Consider the following 19380-nt stretch of genomic DNA (forward strand, 5'->3'; position numbering starts at 1 on the left):
TGCGCCGGTCGGTGGGGCGGACGCCCGCTGAAGGGGGCAGGACTTCTCTCCTCGGGTGGCCGCTGGCTTACAGTGGTTCCGGGCCTCCGCAGACAGATGATCGAGGGATGTGCCTGAAATTGACGCGTATCCAAAACTGAAAACCCCCAATTAAACCCTGGGTTGTCTTCAAGTCTTCGTGATGAGATACGAGCATAGGATGAAAATAGCGCGAACGGATACGGTCGATCATTGACGAGCGGCTTCCCGAACGCCTTTCCGTACCCCGTTTCGGATCGAGCCGGCCGGCCTGCCCTCGCTCTTGGCAGGGCTGCGTCGGCCGCCCGGGGGCGGCGCCCGCGCCGCGCGGTGCCCGCAAAGCCTGACATCGACCGCCGGTCGTAGCGGCCCGCGCCCGATCCGGCCGTCCGGCCCTGGAAAGACGGGGAGCCCGATGCTCAAGTGAGGGCGCGGCGGCCATCGCGAGCGAATCGCGGGCCAGCGAAGAGATCGGCGACCCAGCGATGCGATCCAGCCACCGTCCCTCCGCCCCCTGCCGCCCGACGGGCCATCCCCGCCCGATCGCCGCGACGACCTGCCCGGATCGAACTGGGCCGGATCGAACTGGCCCTGATCGGGCCCCCCCGGGATCGATCGGGTCGACGCCCCCCGCAAGGACACGATGACCATGGCACTGGAACGGAACGCCGCCCTGTCCAGCCCCGAGGCCCGGGGGGCCCGCACGGACCTTCTCGGCGCCGCGGCCGACCGGGTCGTGGCGCAGGGCGGCCCCGGCGGCTTCGTCACCGACCTGTTCGGGCGCGTGCCGCCCGAGGACCTCGCGCCCTACACGGCGCAGGATCTCGCCGACCTCGCCCTGGCGGCCCGGGGGCACCTGGCCGCGCCCCGGCACCCGGGCGCACCCGCCAATCTCTCCGTCAGCGACCGCGCCGTCTTGCGCGACGGCCGCAGCCGCGACCTGACCATCGTCGAGATCGTCAACGACAACCGGCCGTTCCTGCTCGATTCGGCCCTCGCCGAGCTGACGGAGCAAGGTCTGGCCCCCCACCTCGTCGCCCACCCGATCCTCGGCGTCGAGCGCGACGGCGCGGGCGCCCTGGTCCGGGTGGTCGGGGAGACCACCGCCGACACGCAGGCTGGGTTCGCGCGGGAGAGCTTCATCCACATCCATCTCGACCGGCTCGACGCCGGCGAGGCCCGCACCCGCCTCGTCGAGGGCCTGGCCCGCGTGTTCCGCGACGTGGCCCTGGCCACCGACGACCAGGACGCCATGGCCGCCCGCCTGGCCGGCCTCGCGGAGGCCTATGCCCAGGTCCCGCCGACCCTGTCGGCGGGCGAGGGGGCGGAGGCGCGGGCCTTCCTCGCCTGGCTCGGCGCGGGGCACTTCACCCTGCTCGGCCTGCGCGAGCACAGCCTGTCCGGGACGGAGCATGCCCTGGTGGAGGGCTCGGGCCTGGGTCTTCTGCGCGATCCGGCCGTGGCGGTGCTCCGGCGCGGCGGCGCCCTCGTGGACATGACGCCCGAGATCCGCGCCTTCCTCGAAGGGCCCCAGGCCCTCATCATCACCAAGGCCAGCGTGAAGTCCCGGGTCCACCGGGCCGCCCATCTCGACTACATCGCCTGCAAGCTGTTCGGCGCGGATGGCCGCCTCACCGGCGAGGTCGGCATCGTCGGCCTGTTCAACGCCAGCGCCTACACCCTGCCGACGCGCGAGATCCCCTACCTGCGCGAGACGGTGGCGCAGGTGGCGCTGCGCGCCGGCCTCGATCCCACGAGCCATGCGGGGCGCGGCCTCCTCGACGTGCTGGAGACCTACCCGCGCGACGACCTGTTCCAGATCGACGCCGACCGGCTCTACCGCTTCAGCCTCGCCATCGCCCATCTCGCCGACCGGCCGCGCCTGCGGGTGCTCTCGCGACCCGACCGCTTCGGCCGCTTCGTCTCGCTCCTCGTCTACGTGCCCAAGGACCGCTACGATTCCACCGTGCGGGCGCGGATCGGCGCCTACCTCGCCGGCGAATACGGCGGCCGGGTCTCGGCGGCCTACCCGTACTTCCCCGACGGGCCCCTCGCTCGGACCCACTTCATCATCGGCCTGCCCGAATCCGGTGCGCCCGAGCGCGACCCCGCCGCCCTGGAGGCCGGCATCGCCGCCCTGGTGCGCACCTGGGGCGACGAGTTGCGGGCGGCCCTCGCCGAGACCCTGGACGGCCCGGAGGCCCGCGCCCTGGCGGCCCGCTACGGCGAGGCCTTCTCGGCGGCCTATCGCGAGAGCTTCGCGCCGGGCGTGGCCATCGCCGACATCGCGACCCTGGAGCGCCTCAGCCCCGAGCGCCCCCGGGCGGCCGATATCGGCCGGCGCGCCACCGACCCGGACGCGCAGATCCGCCTCAAGGTGTTTTCGCGCGGGGCGTCGCTCTCCCTGTCCGAGCGGGTACCGGTGCTGGAGAACCTCGGGTTCCGGGTCATCAACGAGCGGACCTACCGCATCCTGCCCCCCGGCGCCGACGAGGCCGGTCGGGTCTGGCTGCACGACATGCTGCTGGAGCGCGCCACGGGGGCGGCCATCGACCTCGGCCGCCTCGAGACCCTGCTGGAGGAGGCCCTGCTGGCGCTGGGCACGGGGCTGGCCGAATCCGACGGCTACAACCGCCTCGTGCTGGAGGCCGAGCTGCCCTGGCGCGACGTCGCCCTGCTGCGCGCCCTCGGTCGCTACCTGCGCCAGCTCCGCATCCGCTACGGCCAGGACTACCTCGCCGCCACCCTCAGCGCCCATCCGGGCGTGGCCCGCGCCCTGGTCGCCCTGTTCCGGGCCCGGTTCGACCCCGCCGCCGCCGGCGACCGGGAGGCGGCCCAGGGCGCGATCCGCGCCGGGATCGAGACGGACCTCGCCGCCGTGACCAGCCTCGACGAGGACCGCATCCTGCGCCGCTTCGTCAACCTGATCGAGGCCGCCCTGCGGACCAACTTCTTCCAGGTCGCCCCGGGCGGCGGGCGGCGCGAGGCCATCGCCTTCAAGTTCGCCTGCGCCAAGGTCGCCGGCATGCCGCTGCCGCGCCCGGTCTTCGAGATCTTCGTCTATGCGCCGCGCGTCGAGGGCGTGCACCTGCGCTTCGGCTACGTCGCCCGCGGCGGCCTGCGCTGGTCCGACCGGCCGGAGGATTTCCGCACCGAGGTGCTCGGCCTGGTGAAGGCCCAGCAGGTGAAGAACGCCGTGATCGTGCCGGTGGGCGCCAAGGGCGGCTTCTTCCCCAAGCGCCTGCCGCCGGCCTCGGACCGGCAGGCCTGGATGGCCGAGGGCACCGAGAGCTACCGGATCTTCATCCGGACCTTGCTCGAAATCACCGACAACATCGTCGGCGACGCCATCGTGCCGCCGGCCGACACGGTGCGGCACGATCCCGACGACGCCTACCTGGTGGTGGCTGCCGACAAGGGCACCGCCACCTTCTCGGACATCGCCAACGCCCTCTCGGCGGAGCGCGGCCACTGGCTCGGCGACGCCTTCGCCTCGGGCGGCAGCCAGGGCTACGACCACAAGGGCATGGGCATCACGGCCCGCGGCGCCTGGGAGGCGGTGAAGCGCCACTTCCTCGAGATGGACATCGACACCCAGAGCGACCCGATCACGGTGGCGGGCGTGGGCGACATGTCGGGCGACGTCTTCGGCAACGGCATGCTGCTGTCGCGCTCTCTGCGCCTCGTGGCGGCCTTCGACCACCGCGACATCTTCCTCGACCCGAACCCCGACGCCGCCGCGAGCTTCGCCGAGCGCCGCCGCCTGTTCGATCTCGGGCGCTCCTCCTGGCGCGACTACGACACCGGCCTGATCTCGCCCGGCGGCGGCGTCTATGCCCGCAGCCTGAAGACCATCCCGGTCTCCCCCGAGATCCGGGCGGTGCTCGGGCTCGCGCAGGACGCGGCGACCCCGGCGGAGCTGATGCAGGCGATCCTGAAGGCGCCGGTGGACCTGCTCTGGTTCGGGGGCATCGGCACCTATATCCGCGCCACCGCCGAATCCGACGAGGAGGCCGGCGACCGGGCCAACGACGCGGTGCGCATCACCGGGGCGATGGTCCGGGCCAAGGTCATCGGCGAGGGCGCCAATCTGGGGGCGACCCAGCGCGGGCGCATCGAGGCGGCCCGCAACGGGGTGCGCCTCAACACCGACGCCATCGACAACTCCGCCGGGGTGAACACCTCCGACGTGGAGGTGAACATCAAGATCGCCCTGATGACCCCGGAGCGCGACGGCCGCCTCGACGGGCAAGCCCGCAGCGCCCTCCTGGTGGCGATGACCGACGAGGTCGCCGCCCTGGTGCTGCGCAACAACCAGCTCCAGACCCTGGCGCTCTCGCTGGCCCAGCACCGAGGCCTGCCCGAGACGGGCTTCGCCATGCGGACGATGCAGGCCCTCGAGGCGGAAGGGCGCCTCGACCGCGGCGTGGAGCTGCTGCCGGACGATGCCGCCATCGCGGAGCGGATGCGCAAGGGGGAGGGGCTGACCCGGCCCGAATATGCGGTGCTCCTCGCCTACGCCAAGCTCGCCCTCTACGACGCGCTCCTGGCGAGCCCGGCCCCGAACGACCCCTATTTCGACCGGGAGCTGCAGCGCTACTTCCCCGCGGCGCTCCGCCAGCACTTCCCCGACGCGGTCAACGGCCACCGCCTGCGCCGGGAGATCATCAGCACCGCCCTCTCCAACATCATCGTCAACCGCGGCGGGCCCTCCCTCGTCACCCGCCTCGTGGAGGAGACCGGCGCCGATGCGAGCGCCATCGCCAAGGCCTACGCCATCACCCGCGACGCCTACGGCCTGATGGAGCTGAACCTCGCCATCGACGGGCTGGCCGGCGCCATCGGCGGTCACGCGCAGATCGCCCTCTACGCCGAGGTGCAGGACCTGCTCGTGGGCCGGATCGTCTGGTTCCTGCGCAACCTCGACCTCTCGGGCAGCGTCGCGCCCCTCGTGGCCCGCTACCGCGAGGGCATCAGCGCCCTGCAGGCGGCCCTGCCGGAGGTGATGGGGGAGGCGGTGAACGGGCAGCGCGCCGCGCGCGAGGCCGAACTCGTCGGGTTCGGCATGGCCGAGGCGCCGGCCCGGCGCCTCGCGGCGCTCACCGCCCTGACCTCGGCCCCCGACATCGTGCGGATCGCCGAGACCGGCGGCGGCGCGATCCCCGAGATCGCCGCGACCCACTTCGCCCTGGACCGGGCCCTCCGGCTCTCGGACCTCGCGGCGGCGGCCCGGGAGGTCGCCACCGGCGACACCTACGACCGCATCGCCCTGGAGCGGGCCGTCTCCACCATCGCCACCGCGCATCGCCAGCTCACCGCCGAGGTCGTCGGCACGGTGGGCGCCGGCCCCGAGGCGGTGGCGGCCTGGAGCCGGAGCCGCGGCGCCGCCCTCGACCATGCCCGCGCCACCCTGGCGGCCGTGACGGCCTCGGGGCTCACGGTCTCCAAGGCGACGGTGGCGGCGAGCCTGCTGGCCGATCTGGCGCGTCCGAAGGGCGCTGCGCCCCAGGGCTGATCCCGGGAGGTCGGCGCGGGCCTAGCGGGCGAGGACGCGGGCCGCGTCCTTCGTGGTCCCGACCGCGCGGGAGACCTGGCCGATCGAGTGGCCGATCGCCTGGATGTTCTGCGAGATCGCCGCGACCGCGCTCGCGGCGTGCTGCATGTTGCCCGACATGTCCTGGGTGACGACGCTCTGCTCCTCCACCGCCGCCGCCGTGCTGATGGCGTATTCGCGCATCTGCGCCACCGAGGCCTGGATGGTCTGGAGCGAGTCGCCCACCTGCCGGGAGACCGCCTGCACGTTGTCGATCTCGCCGGTGATCTGCTCGGTGGCCCGGGCCGCCTGGTTGGCGAGGTTCTTCACCTCCTGGGCTACCACCGCGAAGCCGCGGCCCGCCTCGCCGGCCCGGGCCGACTCGATCGTCGCGTTGAGCGCCAGCAGGTTGATCTGGCCGGCGATGGTCTGGATCAGGCCGACGATGCCGCTCATCGCGCCCGCGGCCTGGGTGAGCTTCTGGGTCGCCTCGGCGGCGGCCACCACCTGGCCCTGCGCCGCCTCGGTGGCGATCCGCGAATGGGCCATGCTCTGCGAGATCTCGGCGACGGAGGCGGCGAGTTCCTCGGAGGCCGCCGCCATGGTCTGGACGTTGCTGGCGGTGGTGCTGGCCGCGGCGTCGGCGTCCCGCGTCTGCGTGTTGGAAAGGAGCACCGCCCCGTCGATCTCGCCGAAGTTCTGGGCGATCAGCCGGCGCAGGTTCTCGAGGAGCGTCACCTGCGCGGTGATGTTGGTGGCGAACTTGACGACCTTGTAGGGCCGTCCGCCGGCATCGAGGATCGGGTTGTAGGAGGCCTCGATCCAGACCTCGCGCCCGCCCTTGGCGACGCGCTTGTACTGGGCGGCCTGGTAGGTGCCCTCGCGCAGCCGGTCCCAGAACTCGGCATAGGCGGCGCCGTCGCGCTCCGCGGGTTCCACGAACATCCGGTGATGCCGGCCGACGATCTCCGGCAGGGTGTAGCCGACGGCGGCGAGGAAGTTCGCGTTGGCGTCGAGCACGGTGCCGTCGAGGGAAAAGGAGATCACCGCCTGGGCCTTGTGCAGGGCGGCGAGCTGGCCCTGCACGTCGGCGTCCTGCATCTTCTGCCGCGTGACGTCGGTGGCGAACTTCACCACCTTGTAGGGCTTGCCGGCCCCGTCGAGGATCGGGTTGTAGGAGGCCTCGATCCAGACCTCGCGCCCGCCCTTGGCGATGCGCTTGTACTGGGCGGCCTCGTATTCGCCCCGGCGCAGCTTGGCCCAGAAGGCGGCGTAGGCGGGGCTGTCGCGCTCGGCGGGGGCGACGAAGAGGCTGTGCGGCTGCCCGCGGATCTCGGCCAGGTCGTAGCCGATGACGGCGAGGAAGTTCGGATTGGCGGTGATCACCGTCCCATCGAGGTTGAACTCGATGATGCCCTGCGACTTGTCGAGGGCCGCCAGTTTCGCGGCCGTCTCGGTGGCCGTCCTCGTCCTCAGACCCAGCATCGTACGCCCCAGAGTCAGAACCCCGGAAGGGCTCAGGTCGCAGTTCTCGGTCATCGCGCCGGATGAGTCCGCTGCTGCGCACAGAAACTCCGACACAAAAATTAAAGATCAGAAAATTCGTGCGCTGCCACAACCGATTGGGCAACCATTCGTGCTTCGCGTGACCCGCCTTGTCCGGGCTAAAGCCCCGGAACGCGCGCTTCATCTTGTCGAGCGCCCGTCGTTGCCGCATCGGACGTCGGCAACCACTTCGGAATCCTTGGAGCACGCGCCCCCGGTGCTGCCGGCGTCCCGGAGGCGACAGCGCCCGCGGTTTGTCCCACCGGCGCGGCGATAATGCGCCCCGGCCGCGGCGAGGCGTGTTGGAACTCGCGGGCGGTTGGTGTATGAGCCTGCCCCAAGTGCAGTTTCTGCGCCGATTCGAGGCCGTCTGATGGACGTCCCGCCCGGGGGAGATCCCGGGTCCGGGACGTTTTGCAGTTCGCGTCGCGGGGCTCCGGGCGGGTCTCAGGGTCGGCGCCGCCCAACAAACATCGTTTCAGAGGATTGAAACCGTTGCAGGTACTCGTTCGCGACAACAACGTCGACCAAGCCCTCCGCGTCCTGAAGAAGAAGATGCAGCGCGAGGGCATCTTCCGCGAGATGAAGCAGCGCAAGGCCTACGAGAAGCCTTCCGTCCGCAAGGCTCGTGAGAAGGCCGAGGCCGTGCGCCGCGCCCGCAAGCAGGCCCGCAAGACCGCGATCCGCGAGGGCCTGATCGCCGCGCCGAAGCCGAAGCCCCGTTTCGGCGCCGGTGCGCCGCGTCGTCCGGGCGGTTCGCCGTTCGCGCCGACCGCTCCGACCGTGCTGCCCCCCGCCGGCAACGCCTGAGGCGCGACACGGCCCGCGACGGCCGCGGTGCGCATTGCACCGGCCGTCGCCTGTCATGGACATACGGAAAAGCCCGGTCGCCTTGCGGCCGGGCTTTTCCGCGTTGGGGCGAGACCCTCAGGCGGCCCGGGCCGCCACCGTCGCGTGCTCGGCCTGGACCAGCACGTCGAGGGCGCGCCAGGGCTTCGGCATGTAGACCGCCTGGGCCGGCAGGGCCTCGACCCCGCGGGCATCGCCGCCGGAGGTGAGGACGACGCGGACATCCGGCCAGCGCCGCCCGACGGCGCTGGCCAGGGCGATCCCGTCCATGCCGGCGCCCAGCCGCACGTCGGCGAAGAGCAGGGCGACGTTGCCGCCGGCGCGCTCCAGCACCGAGATCGCGGCCTCGGCCGTGTCGCAGGCGATGACGTCGAGGTCGCTTTCCTCCAGGACCGCCGTCGCGAGGTTGCGGACATCGGCGTCGTCCTCGACCACGAGGGCGATCGGGCAGGGGGCGTGTGAGCGGTCCATGAAGTCTCCTCGTCGGGCGTTTGGGTGGCGAACGCGCGGAATGCAGGGCGGGACGCGGTACGCGGGCGGCACGGAGCCGCCGTCCGCGTCCCAGCCTTGTCCAATCGAATGACTGATTCTCGTCGGGTGATGCTGCGCCGCCACGGTGCGGGGGGCAAGAGTCCGAATCCATGTTCCGGCCATGCGGTTCCCGCATCGATGATCGCGTTCGCCGCCGCATTCCCGCCGGGCTCGCATGGTGAATGGGCTGCGGGCCGCCATCGACCGGGCAGGGCCCGGGCCCGACGGTGCGCCTCTTGCATCACGGGTTCTGCAGGAGGCCGGGCCCGTGGCGCGCGTTAACCATTCGTTTACCACGTTGGCGTGAATATCATGGTCGTGCGGATCGCACAGGTTGTATAAGGCGGACGCCGCCCGAGGGCGGCGACCGGGTCGGTCGAATCGTCGAGATCAGGGGGTGTTCGTCCGTCATGTGCCGCTTTCTCGCCTATTCCGGTGAGCCGGTCTTCCTGACCGACCTCGTCTGCGCACCGACGCACTCGCTGGTCCACCAGTCGCTCCACGCGGCCGAGGCGAAGACGGAAACCAACGGCGACGGCTTCGGCATCGGCTGGTACGGCGAGCGGGTCGATCCGGGCCTGTACCGCGACGTCTGCCCGGCCTGGTCGGACGAGAATCTGGTCAACCTCTGCCAGCAGGTGCGGGCGCGGATGTTCTTCGCCCACGTGCGGGCCTCCACGGGCACCGCCACCACCCGGGCGAACTGCCATCCCTTCACCCATGGCCGCCACCTCTTCATGCACAACGGCCAGATCGGCGGCTATCACCGCATCAAGCGCCGCATCGAGGCGCTGATCCCCGACGCGCTCTACGACGACCGGCGCGGCACCACCGATTCCGAGGCGATCTTCCTGCTGGCCCTGGGCAACGGCCTCGCGGAGGACCCGATCGGCGCCATGCACAAGACCCTGGCCACGGTGCGCGAGCTGATGCGGGCGGCCGAGGCGACCGAGCCCCTGCGCTTCACCGCCGTCGTCACCGACGGCGACACCCTCACGGCCTTCCGCTGGGCCTGCGACAGCAGCCCGCCCAGCCTGTACTACCGCCAGACCGAGACCGGCCTCGTCGTCGTCTCCGAGCCGATCGACGGCTGCCGCGACGGCTGGAAGGTCGTCCCCAAGGGCGGCACGCTCCAGGCCCGCCGCGGCGGCCCGGTGATCGTCACCGGCCCCGAGGCCGTGGCCGCGCGCATCGCCGCCTGACGACGCCCCGGCCATCCCGGATAAGGGTTGCGGCCTGCGTGCGAAGGGCGGACAACCCCGCTCGATTGCCATGCGGGAGACGCCGATGACGTATCCGAACGTGACGCTGCACATCGCCGGGGCCTGGACCGACGGGGCCGGCGCGGAGACCCTGCCGGTGCTGAACCCGGCCACCGGCGAAACCCTCGGCACCCTGGCGGTGGCGACGCGGGCCGATCTCGACCGGGCGCTGGCGGCGGCCGAGCGGGGCTTCGCCGCCTGGCGGAAGGTCTCGGCCTACGAGCGCGCCAAGGTGCTGCGCCGGGCCGCCGATCTCCTGCGGGCGCGTGTGGAGGACATCGCCCGCCTCATGACCCTGGAGCAGGGCAAGCCCCTGGCCGAGGCGCGGGTGGAGATCCTGGCGGGGGCCGACGTCACCGACTGGTTCGCGGAAGAGGGCCGCCGCGCCTACGGCCGGATCATCCCGGCCCGCGCCGACGGCGTCGTGCAGATGGTGCTGCGCGAGCCGGTCGGCCCGGTGGCGGCGTTCACGCCCTGGAACTTCCCCATCAACCAGGCGGTGCGCAAGGTGGCGGCCGCCCTCTGCGCCGGCTGCTCGGTGATCCTGAAGGGACCCGAGGACACCCCGGCGAGCTGCGCGGCGATGATCCGGGCCTTCCTCGACGCCGGCGTCCCGGGCGACGTGCTCTCCCTGGTCTACGGCGATCCGGCCGCGATCTCCGGCTACCTCATCCCGCACCCCGTCATCGCCAAGATGTCGTTCACGGGCTCGACCCCGGTGGGCAAGGAGCTCGCTGCGCTGGCGGGCCGGCACATGAAGCGGGCGACGATGGAGCTCGGCGGCCACGCGCCCGCGATCGTGTTCGGGGACGCCGACGTCGAGACCGCCGTGGCGGTGCTCGGAGCCAACAAGTTCCGCAATGCCGGCCAGGTCTGCGTCGCCCCGACCCGGATGCTGGTGCACGAATCCGTCTACGACCGGTTCCGCGATGGCTTCGTGGCCTTCGCCGAGGGGCGCAAGGTCGGCGACGGGCTCGACCCCGAGACCACCATGGGTCCGCTCATCCACGCCCGGCGCCTGGAGGCGATGGAGAGCCTCTGCGCCGACGCGGTGGCGCAGGGCGCCGAGCTGCGCACCGGCGGCCAGCGCATCGGCAACCGCGGCAACTTCTTCGCGCCGACGGTGCTCTGCGACGTGCCGGCCACCGCCCGCATCATGAACGAGGAGCCCTTCGGCCCGGTGGCGCTGATCCAGCGCTTCTCCGACGACGCGGATGCCTATGCCGAGGCCAACCGGCTCCCCTACGGCCTGGCCGCCTACGCCTATACCCGCTCGGCCTTCCGCGCCGTCGAGGTCGCGGCGCGGGTCCAGAGCGGCATGGTGGGCATCAACCACCACGGCCTCGCCTTCCCCGAGACGCCCTTCGGCGGCGTCAAGGATTCCGGCTACGGCAGCGAGGGCGGCTCGGAGGCCCTGGAGGCCTACCTGACCACGAAGTTCGTCAGCCAGGCGAGCGTCGTGGGGTAGGGGACGTCGGGCCGTCGCGCATCGCGGATCATCCCTCCCCCCTCTGCGGGGGAGGGTGCCTGCGGAGCAGGCGGGAGAGGGGTCGACCTCTCCGGAAACAGCGCTCCCCTCTCCCGACCCGCTTCGCGGGCCACCCTCTCCCGCAGGGGGGGAGAGGGATCCCGCGGCGACCGTCCCGTCAATAATGCGGTGGAGGCGGCTCCGGGGCGCCGGAGGCCGGGCGGTGGGAGGCCTGCTCCACCTCCTCCACGAGCTTGGCCATCTGCCGGGTGAGGGCGTCGATCTGGCGCCACTGGGCCGTGATCGTGGCGTTGAGGTCGTCGATCACCACGTCCTGCTCGGTGAGGCGCATCTCCAGGGCGTCGATGCGGGCGGAGAGATCGGTCATCGCGGCGTCTCGGAGATCAGGGGCTCGGATATCCGGGGCTCGGACATCAACGTCTCGGGCGCGTGGTCGGGCCGCTCCACCAGGGCGGGGCCGAGGGCGATCCGGCCGTCGAACACGAAGCAGTCGCCCGTCCAGCGGTTCTCGGCCTCCGGCACCGTCTCCAGGTAGCGCAGGATGCCGCCTTCGAGGTGGCGCACGTCGGGAAAGCCCTTCGCGCGCATGTAGGCCCCGGCCTTCTCGCAGCGGATGCCGCCGGTGCAGAACATCGCCACGCGGGGATGCGCCGCCGGATCGAGGCCGTCGACATAAGCGCGGAAGGCGCTGAACCGGGTGATGCCCGGATCGACCGCGCCGGGGAAGCTGCCCAGCGCCACCTCGAAGGCGTTGCGGGTGTCGATCAGGAGCAGGCCGGGCGTGTCGAGAAGGGCGTTCCAGGCCTCCGGCGCCACGGGGGTGCCGGCCCCCGTGGCCGCGTCGGTGGCGCCGTCGTCGAAGGTGACGATCTCGCGCTTCAGCCGGACCTTGAGCTGCCGGAACGGCGGCGCTTCGGCCTGCGAGCGCTTGACGTCGAGGCCGGCGAGGCGGCCGCCGAAGAGCGGGCCTTCGCGCAGCGCGGCGAGGAAGGCGTCGATGGCCGCGTCCGGGCCCGCCACCGTGCCGTTCAGGCCCTCCGGTGCCAGCAGCAGGGTGCCGGTGATCCCGAGTTCCGTGCACAGGGCCTGGAGCGGCGCCTGCAGGGTGGCGACGTCCGGCAGGGCGACGAACTGGTAGAGGGCGGCGACGGTCAGCGGCATCGGGGGTGATCGGCGGGGCAAGGGACTGGATTCGGGGTTCAGGGGAGGGGGCTCACGGGGCGGCGGGCTCCACCCGGCGCAGCACGAAGGTGGTGCCGACCTCCGGGTCGCGGCGCCAGCGCCCGTCCCCGGTGGCGACCAGGTTCACTATGTGGCCGCGGCGGGCGTTGAGGGTGAGGTGCCCGTTGGCGAAGCGCCAGGAGACCGGATCGAACACCGTCAGGCCGCCGTCGCGGCAATGGTCGAGGATGCGCACCGGCGCCGGCGCGGTGCCGGGCGTCAGCTCGATGCGGCAGACGTCCTGTTCGCGGTAGCGGTCGAGGGCGTAGGTGCCGGGGGCCGGGGCGTCGCCCGCCGGCGCGGCCTCGGGCGCCGGGGCGCTGCGCGCGTCCGGGGCGGCGCTGCCGGCACCGGCAGAGCCGGCACCGGCGTAGCCGGCGCCGGGGCTGGTGGGCACCGCGTCGGTCGGCGGCACCATCGCGACGATCTGGAGCGGCACCAGGCTGAAATGCTCGTCGCCCGCGGCGGCCACGAGGCTGCGGGCATCGACCCGGGCGCTGAACTGCAGCACCGGCCGGACGTCCTTGTCGACCAGGCGCAGGTTGCCGTCGGTGAAGAGCCAGCCGGCAACGCCGTTGAGGATCGGCAGGGCCCGCCGGCACCCGGCCGGGAAGGACAGACGCCGGCCGGCCGGACCGCTCGCGCCCGCCAGGGTCAGGACGCAGCGCCGGGTGCTGCCGTCCCGCGACAGGTCCCAGGTGCCCGGCACCCCGGCGATGTCGCGGGGCAGGGTCTCGACGAAGGGCACTTCGGGCGCGGCGGGCGCCGACGCGGCGCTCGATGCGGGCGCCTCCTGGGGCGGGGCGGTCTCCTGCGCCAGAGCCGGTGCCGCCAGCGCCAGGGCCAGGGCGGCGATGCGGCAAGCGCGGCTCATGCCTCGGTCGATCATGCCTCGGCCGATCATGCCTGGGTCGATCCTCTCTGGGCCGATCATGCCTGGGCCGTCCAGGGCGTCTCCGGCACCGGGGTGAGCGGGCCGCGTCCGTCGAACCAGGCGACGAGGTTGTCCACCACGAGCCGGCCCATGGCCGCCCGGGTCTCCACCGAGGCCGAGCCCACATGGGGCAGGAGCACCACGTGGTCCATGGCCACGAGCTCGGGCGGCACGTGCGGCTCGCGGGCGAAGACGTCGAGGCCGGCCCCCAGGATGGTGCCGGCCTGGAGGGCCCCGATCAGCGCCGCCTCGTCGATGAGGCTGCCGCGGGCGACGTTCACGAGGAGGCCCTGCGGCCCCAGCGCCTCCAGCACCGCCGCATCGACGATCCCGTTGGTCTCCGGCCCGCCGGGCGCCACCACCATCAGAACGTCGGAGGCCTCGGCGAGGCCCCGCAGGGTGGGGTGGTAGGCGTAAGCGACGTCCGCCTGCGGCCGGCGTCCGTGGTAGGCGATGGCGACGCCGAAGCCCTCCAGGCGCCGGGCGATGGCCCGACCGATCCGCCCGAGGCCGAGGATGCCCACGGTGCGCCCGCGCAGGGTCGGGGTCAGCGGATAGGTCCGCTGCGGCCAGTGCCCGGCGCGCAGGTGGCGCTCGGCCTGGGGGATCTGGCGCACGGTGGCCAGGAGTAGGCCCAGCGCGAGGTCGGCGACCTCGTCGGTGAGGACGTCCGGGGTGTTCGTCACGACGACGCCCTGGGCGGCCGCCGCCGCCGTGTCGATGGTGTCGTAGCCGACGCCGAAGCTCGCCACGATCTCGAGGCCGGGCAGGCGCGCCAGCAGGGCTTGGTCCACCGGCGCCTGGGCCCCCGTGGCGAGGCCGCGGATGCGCGGGCCGGTCTCGGCCAGGAAGGCTTGCGGATGGGGGACGGTGTCGAGCCGGTGCAGGGTGAAGCGCTCGGCGACGGCATCCATGACGTCGGGATGCATCGCCTTGAGCATCAGGATGTCGATGGGCGGCATGGGGGGCTCGGCGACGATCGGGATCTGGTCGAAGCCTGGGCGGCTCCGCGCCGACAGCTTTAGGCCGCGGGTCCGGACCGGTCCAGTGACCTTCGGCGGCCCGCGCGCCGCCCCATGCGGGCGCCTCCGGGCTGCCATCCGCCGGGTGCAGCCGGGCCCCCACTTTCGCTGCACGCCTTGGAACACTACTAAAGGGAGACCGACCTCCGTTTTCCGACGAACAACCAGAACAGCCACGCCATGACCGCGCCGCGCACCCTCTACGACAAGATCTGGGACGACCACGTCGTCGATGTCGAGCCCGACGGCTCCACGCTCCTCTACATCGACCGCCACCTCGTCCACGAGGTCACCAGCCCCCAGGCCTTCGAGGGCCTGCGCGTGGCCGGGCGCCGGGTGCGCCACCCCGAGAAGACCCTCGCGGTGGTCGATCACAACGTGCAGACCTCCGACCGCCGCTTCGGCATCGAGGATCCGGAGAGCCGCATCCAGCTCGAGGCGCTGGCCGAGAACGTGCGCGACTTCGGCATCGAGTTCTACGACGCCCTCGACCGCCGCCAGGGCATCGTCCACGTGATCGGGCCGGAGCAGGGCTTCACCCTGCCGGGCCAGACCATCGTCTGCGGCGACAGCCACACCTCGACCCACGGCGCCTTCGGGGCGCTCGCCCACGGCATCGGCACCTCGGAGGTGGAGCACGTGCTCGCCACCCAGACGCTGCTGCAGAAGAAGGCGAAGAACATGCGCGTCAGCGTCGACGGCACCCTGCCGCCGGGCGTGACGGCCAAGGACATCATCCTGGCGATCATCGGCGAGATCGGCACCGCCGGCGGCACCGGCTACGTCATCGAGTATGCCGGCTCGGCCATCCGCGCCCTCTCGATGGAGGGCCGGATGACCATCTGCAACATGTCGATCGAGGGCGGCGCCCGCGCCGGCCTGGTGGCGCCGGACGCCACCACCTACGCCTATGTCGAGGGCCGGCCGAAGGCGCCCCAGGGCGAGGCCTTCGCCCGCGCCAGGGCCTACTGGGAGAGCCTCGTCACAGACGAAGGCGCCCATTTCGACCGCGAGGTGCGCCTGGACGCCGCCAACCTGCCGCCCATCGTCAGCTGGGGCACCAGCCCCGAGGACGTGGTCTCGATCTCCGGCGCCGTGCCCGATCCGTCGCGGATCGCGGACGAGAACAAGCGCCAGTCGAAGGAGCAGGCCCTGAGCTACATGGGCCTGACCCCCGGCACCAAGATCACCGACATCACCCTCGACCGGGTCTTCATCGGCTCCTGCACCAACGGCCGCATCGAGGACCTGCGGGCGGTGGCCCAGATGGTGGAGGGCCGGAAGGTCCACGCCAACGTCTCCGCCATGGTGGTGCCGGGCTCCGGCCTGGTGAAGCAGCAGGCCGAGGCGGAGGGCCTCGACCGCATCCTCAAGGCGGCCGGGTTCGACTGGCGCGAGCCGGGCTGCTCCATGTGCCTCGGCATGAACGCCGACCGCCTGAGCCCGAACGAACGCTGCGCCTCGACCTCGAACCGCAACTTCGAGGGCCGCCAGGGCCACCGCGGCCGCACCCACCTCGTCTCCCCCGCCATGGCGGCGGCGGCGGCCGTGGCCGGCCGCTTCGTCGACATCCGCGAGTGGCGCCGCGAGGCCTGAACCACAATCGACGGGCCGGCCGAAAAATCCGCTGCGATCCGGATTGACGGCCGGCCCCGCCCCGCCTAAACGAAACCCGCGTCGGCGCCGCAAGCGGCCCCGGCGAGCCCAGGTGGCGGAATTGGTAGACGCGCTGGTTTCAGGTACCAGTCTTGCAAGAGGTGAAGGTTCGAGTCCTTTCCTGGGCACCACATGATTTCTAACGCACTGAAATCATGATATTTTCTGCGGTTCCTCCTGCGCCATGTCGACCGGTGCGGGAGAGATGGAAGTCTGACGAGTCAAGCGTGCCTTGTCCGCGGTTCGTGTCTCGGTCGCATTCTTCCGATATCCTGGCACCCATTCGTATCGAGCCTTGAGCCGCGTTCCGTGCGCCGCCGTCGGCATGGGCGTGACCGTGATGGGCATCCGCGGGTGCTCCAGACCCGCCCCGATATCGCGGACTGCGTCGAGGCCCGTCGCTTCGTGATCCCGGATACGGCTTCGTGGGACGCGGCGCTGAGGAGATGCATTCGGCAGACCCGGCTGTGACGCCACTTCACGCGCCCGATCCCTGCTCAGCCCCGCCGGCACCCGCCGCGTGGGGTTTTTTCGGATCTGAGCCCAGGTTTCCCCCCCGAGAAGCGCCATCCCGAGAAGCCCCATCCCGAGAGGCCCGCATGTTCGCGCAGAACGCTTGTCCCTTCGGCCTCCGCCGCAGCACCTCCCGGGCGCGATGGACTGGGTTCTCGCGGCGATCCCGGTCGCCCGGCCCGAGATGACCAGTGCCCCCTCTGGATGTCGTCCGTCCAATCAGACACGTTCCGCGTCAGCCCAGCGGTTGAGAGCCCGAGTTCGTGCCCCCGGTCATGAAGAAGGCCTTCGCCCCGATGCGCGACCGCCAGGGATCCCTGACCGCCAGGAAGTCCTGACCCTCAGGAATACCGGCCTCGTCTGCGCACCGATGAGCCGATCGACCGTTGCGAACGCCCTCAAGTCGCGATCCCCTCATACGCGTTCATGGCCGATTCTTCCCTTTGCGTTCGAATTTCTCCTGATCGCAGGCGAGGTCTCGGCGAATCCCAGCGGCCGTCATGGATGGCGGGGCGTCTGCGTGTTCAGCCACATCGCTCAGGCCGCCTTCACCAGGGTGCGCCGCAGCCTGCTTCGTCGCCTCATGACCGCTCACCGCGCATCCGACAGTGCTGGGGTGCAGCGGGAATCCCATGCGCCGCCCAAGGCCGGGCTGGCCCCGTGGCGATCTCCACGCGGTCGATCCGCCCGACGAAGACGCCGTCGTCCCTGGCCGCGTCGTCGCGCCGCGTCGCGGCGATCAGGCCACGTCCGGCTCCCGGTGATCGCCATGGCTACGGCTTCTTCCACAGCACGGCAGCATTCCCGTCGGTTCTCCCGGCAGAATCGCACGCGTCGGTCCCATCCATCATGGGACCGACACGCGGCGGGCTCTGATGCTATTGTCTGAGTCCGAGCTGAAACCGGAAACGGAAGTTTCACCTCGGGCTCGAAAAAGTGTTGCCGGTTGAAGGACTTGAACCTTCGGCCTGCCGCTTATCAGACGGTTGCCTGGTCCGCCATCATTCGGTGAAGATGCGATACCCTGAACAGCGGGCCCATCTGTGCTCGCCATCGGCGTCCCTGCGCTCCTCCTCGAAGACACTGAAGCCGAATCAAGCCGTGCGAATGCTGGCACGGCCGGTGCGGCGCCATCCGTCCATATTGAAGCCTTGCTTGGGTATGTCGGGATTCTTCTGAAAGAGGTTATCTCCGTCAGATGATTACGGTCATAGAAACCCGACACTCTGGACCAGATCAGGGTAGTGTTCGACTCGGGACTCATGATCAGAAGCTGACGGTAGCGGCGATGCAGACGGCAGTCAGGTAGTTGATAGCCGACCGGTCGTATCGTGTGGCGATGCGGCGGAAGTCCTTGAGGCGCCCGAACATGCGCTCGATGGCGTTGCGTTCCTTGCACAGGACGGGAGAGAAACACGGCTTCCATCGCCGGTTGGACTTGGGCGGGATGTTGGGCGCCGCCCCCGTCACTTCGATTTGTCGATGGATGGCGTCGCTGTCGTAGCCCTTGTCGGCCAACATGATCCGGCACGCCGACGCGCGCTCCAAAAGTTGCGCTCCTGCCTTGCAGTCGGCCACCTGTCCGCCCGTCAACAGGAAGGCGAGCGGGCGGCAGAACCGGCCGGTGAGGGCGTGGATTTTGGTCGTGCGTCCACCCCGCGAGCGGCCAATGGCTTGGCTTTGGCCCCCCCCTTTTTTTCCACCGGAGGCGCAGCGATTCGCCTTCACGACCGAGGAGTCGATCAGCACCGGGGAGGGCGGCCCACCGGCCCGGGTCTGGGTCTTGAAGAGATCACCCCAGACCCCCTTGGCCGCCCCGCGCACGAAGTGATTTTAAAGGGTCTTTTTCGGGCCGTGCATCTCACGCGGGGTGTCAGTCTAACGCCCGCCGGACTTCAACTCGTCGCTGATCCCGCTGATCACGCGTCGGTCATCGACGCGCGTCTTGCCCCGGGTGTCGATCGGCAGATGCGAAGCGATCTTCGCAAACTGATCCTCCGTCAATCAAAACTCGGCCCTTGGCGCCTCCTTCACCCCGAAGGAATCACAGGCACGCCCGCCAAGCCAAACTTATGGGTCCGGAGCCGAGTACGTTACCGAAACTTCACCTGCATCCGTTGCTTAAATGCGACACACATTTGATATGAAACGCTTTAAAAGTCTGGATGAAATCGCATGAATTGTTCTGCAAATAGCATATTAAATTTATGCAAACAGCAATACCCTAATGCTTGTATTATAGGATATTAAATCATCTTATAATATTGGCTCATTGCTTTTCGCAATTTTCGAACGGTGACCCATGCTTCCCACGTTGTGGTGCTGGAGCACCCTTGTTTGGGAAACTGCTAATGTACGTTGCTTCGGATCTTGCCGCCATCGCTCGTAACAACGGCCTGGGTGACATTGCGGGTGTGGGTGAGTCCGTTGGGATGCTCCTCAGCACCTCACAGCTCAAGAGCTTTGCCGGCCTCAAGGCAGTTGATGGTGTCTACTACAACAAGGCCATGAACGTGCTGGCCATCACCAAGGCAGGCGTGACCCTGGACGGGTACGACTTCCGCGGTGTCTCGATCAACGTGCAGGCCGATAACGTCGCGATCAAGAACTCAACCTTCGACGCTGCGTCTGGCTTCTATGCGATCAGCGCGGTGCCTGGCACCAAGAACCTGACCGTCGATCACTCGACGTTCGACGGTCTGAAGCTCGACAAAATCGGCTACGTCGACTTCATCATCTCGCGGGGTGAGAACACGACCCTCACGCACAACGCCTTCCTGGATGCACCATCCGACGGCGTGTCGATC

Annotated in this window: 11 protein-coding genes, 1 tRNA gene and 2 pseudogenes; 7 read left to right on the top strand and 7 right to left on the bottom strand. The window is 70.5% G+C overall.

All coding sequences use genetic code 11. The annotated features are described in order from the left end of the window. The first annotated feature begins 667 nt into the window (after window positions 1-667). Entirely contained in the window at window positions 668-5533 is a 4866-nt protein-coding gene (locus tag ASF20_RS21735) for an NAD-glutamate dehydrogenase (RefSeq protein ID WP_056278453.1), read from the top strand. Between the two features lie 21 nt (window positions 5534-5554). Here ASF20_RS21735 and ASF20_RS21740 read toward each other — a convergent pair whose 3' ends face one another. After that, window positions 5555-7036 carry a PAS domain-containing methyl-accepting chemotaxis protein gene (locus ASF20_RS21740; protein ID WP_056277924.1) on the bottom strand — a complete coding sequence of 494 codons (1482 nt, stop codon included), beginning with the start codon at window positions 7034-7036 and terminating at the stop codon, window positions 5555-5557. Between the two features lie 555 nt (window positions 7037-7591). On the opposite strand from ASF20_RS21740, the gene rpsU reads away from it, so the two are divergent. Next, on the top strand, window positions 7592-7906 hold the full coding sequence (gene rpsU, locus ASF20_RS21745) for a 30S ribosomal protein S21 (RefSeq protein WP_055957071.1): 315 nt from the start codon (window positions 7592-7594) through the stop codon (window positions 7904-7906). Window positions 7907-8023: 117 nt separating this feature from the next. Here rpsU and ASF20_RS21750 read toward each other — a convergent pair whose 3' ends face one another. Next, window positions 8024-8416, bottom strand: coding sequence for a response regulator (locus ASF20_RS21750; protein WP_056216533.1), 393 nt, complete (start codon window positions 8414-8416; stop codon window positions 8024-8026). 470 nt (window positions 8417-8886) lie between these two features. On the opposite strand from ASF20_RS21750, the gene ASF20_RS21755 reads away from it, so the two are divergent. Together ASF20_RS21755 and ASF20_RS21760 are read left to right on the top strand one after the other, a co-directional pair. Beyond that, window positions 8887-9678 (top strand): class II glutamine amidotransferase, encoded by a 792-nt coding sequence (locus ASF20_RS21755; RefSeq protein WP_056216531.1) that lies wholly within the window; start codon window positions 8887-8889, stop codon window positions 9676-9678. Window positions 9679-9763: 85 nt separating this feature from the next. After that, entirely contained in the window at window positions 9764-11206 is a 1443-nt protein-coding gene (locus ASF20_RS21760) for an NAD-dependent succinate-semialdehyde dehydrogenase (RefSeq protein WP_056278456.1), read from the top strand. 178 nt (window positions 11207-11384) lie between these two features. On the opposite strand, the gene ASF20_RS21765 is transcribed toward ASF20_RS21760, so the two are convergent. The 4 genes from ASF20_RS21765 to ASF20_RS21780 are packed head-to-tail and all read right to left on the bottom strand — an operon-like array spanning window position 11385 to window position 14344. After that, a complete protein-coding gene (locus ASF20_RS21765) occupies window positions 11385-11594 on the bottom strand; it encodes a SlyX family protein (protein ID WP_056277927.1) in 210 nt (69 codons plus the stop codon). Continuing rightward, the gene (locus ASF20_RS21770) at window positions 11591-12388 is read right to left on the bottom strand and encodes a rhodanese-like domain-containing protein (RefSeq protein ID WP_082501519.1); all 798 of its coding nucleotides are present in this window, start codon (window positions 12386-12388) and stop codon (window positions 11591-11593) included. The genes ASF20_RS21765 and ASF20_RS21770 overlap by 4 nt, the downstream gene beginning before the upstream one ends. A gap of 52 nt (window positions 12389-12440) precedes the next feature. Further along, window positions 12441-13322 carry an AprI/Inh family metalloprotease inhibitor gene (locus tag ASF20_RS21775; RefSeq protein WP_082501558.1) on the bottom strand — a complete coding sequence of 294 codons (882 nt, stop codon included), beginning with the start codon at window positions 13320-13322 and terminating at the stop codon, window positions 12441-12443. Between the two features lie 56 nt (window positions 13323-13378). Continuing rightward, window positions 13379-14344, bottom strand: a complete 966-nt coding sequence (locus tag ASF20_RS21780) for a 2-hydroxyacid dehydrogenase (protein WP_056277930.1) — start codon at window positions 14342-14344, stop codon at window positions 13379-13381. Between the two features lie 240 nt (window positions 14345-14584). On the opposite strand from ASF20_RS21780, the gene leuC reads away from it, so the two are divergent. Next, entirely contained in the window at window positions 14585-16000 is a 1416-nt protein-coding gene (gene leuC / locus ASF20_RS21785) for a 3-isopropylmalate dehydratase large subunit (RefSeq protein ID WP_056216518.1), read from the top strand. 106 nt (window positions 16001-16106) lie between these two features. After that, window positions 16107-16191: transfer RNA gene (locus tag ASF20_RS21790), tRNA-Leu, on the top strand. 1648 nt (window positions 16192-17839) lie between these two features. On the opposite strand, the pseudogene ASF20_RS23685 reads toward ASF20_RS21790, so the two are convergent. Then, a pseudogene (locus ASF20_RS23685) lies at window positions 17840-18577 on the bottom strand (IS5 family transposase). Window positions 18578-18924: 347 nt separating this feature from the next. Here ASF20_RS23685 and ASF20_RS24505 point away from each other — a divergent pair. Then, window positions 18925-19380: pseudogene (locus ASF20_RS24505) on the top strand (calcium-binding protein); the annotation flags it as partial.

This window comes from Methylobacterium sp. Leaf88 (assembly GCF_001422795.1).
GTDB lineage: Bacteria > Pseudomonadota > Alphaproteobacteria > Rhizobiales > Beijerinckiaceae > Methylobacterium.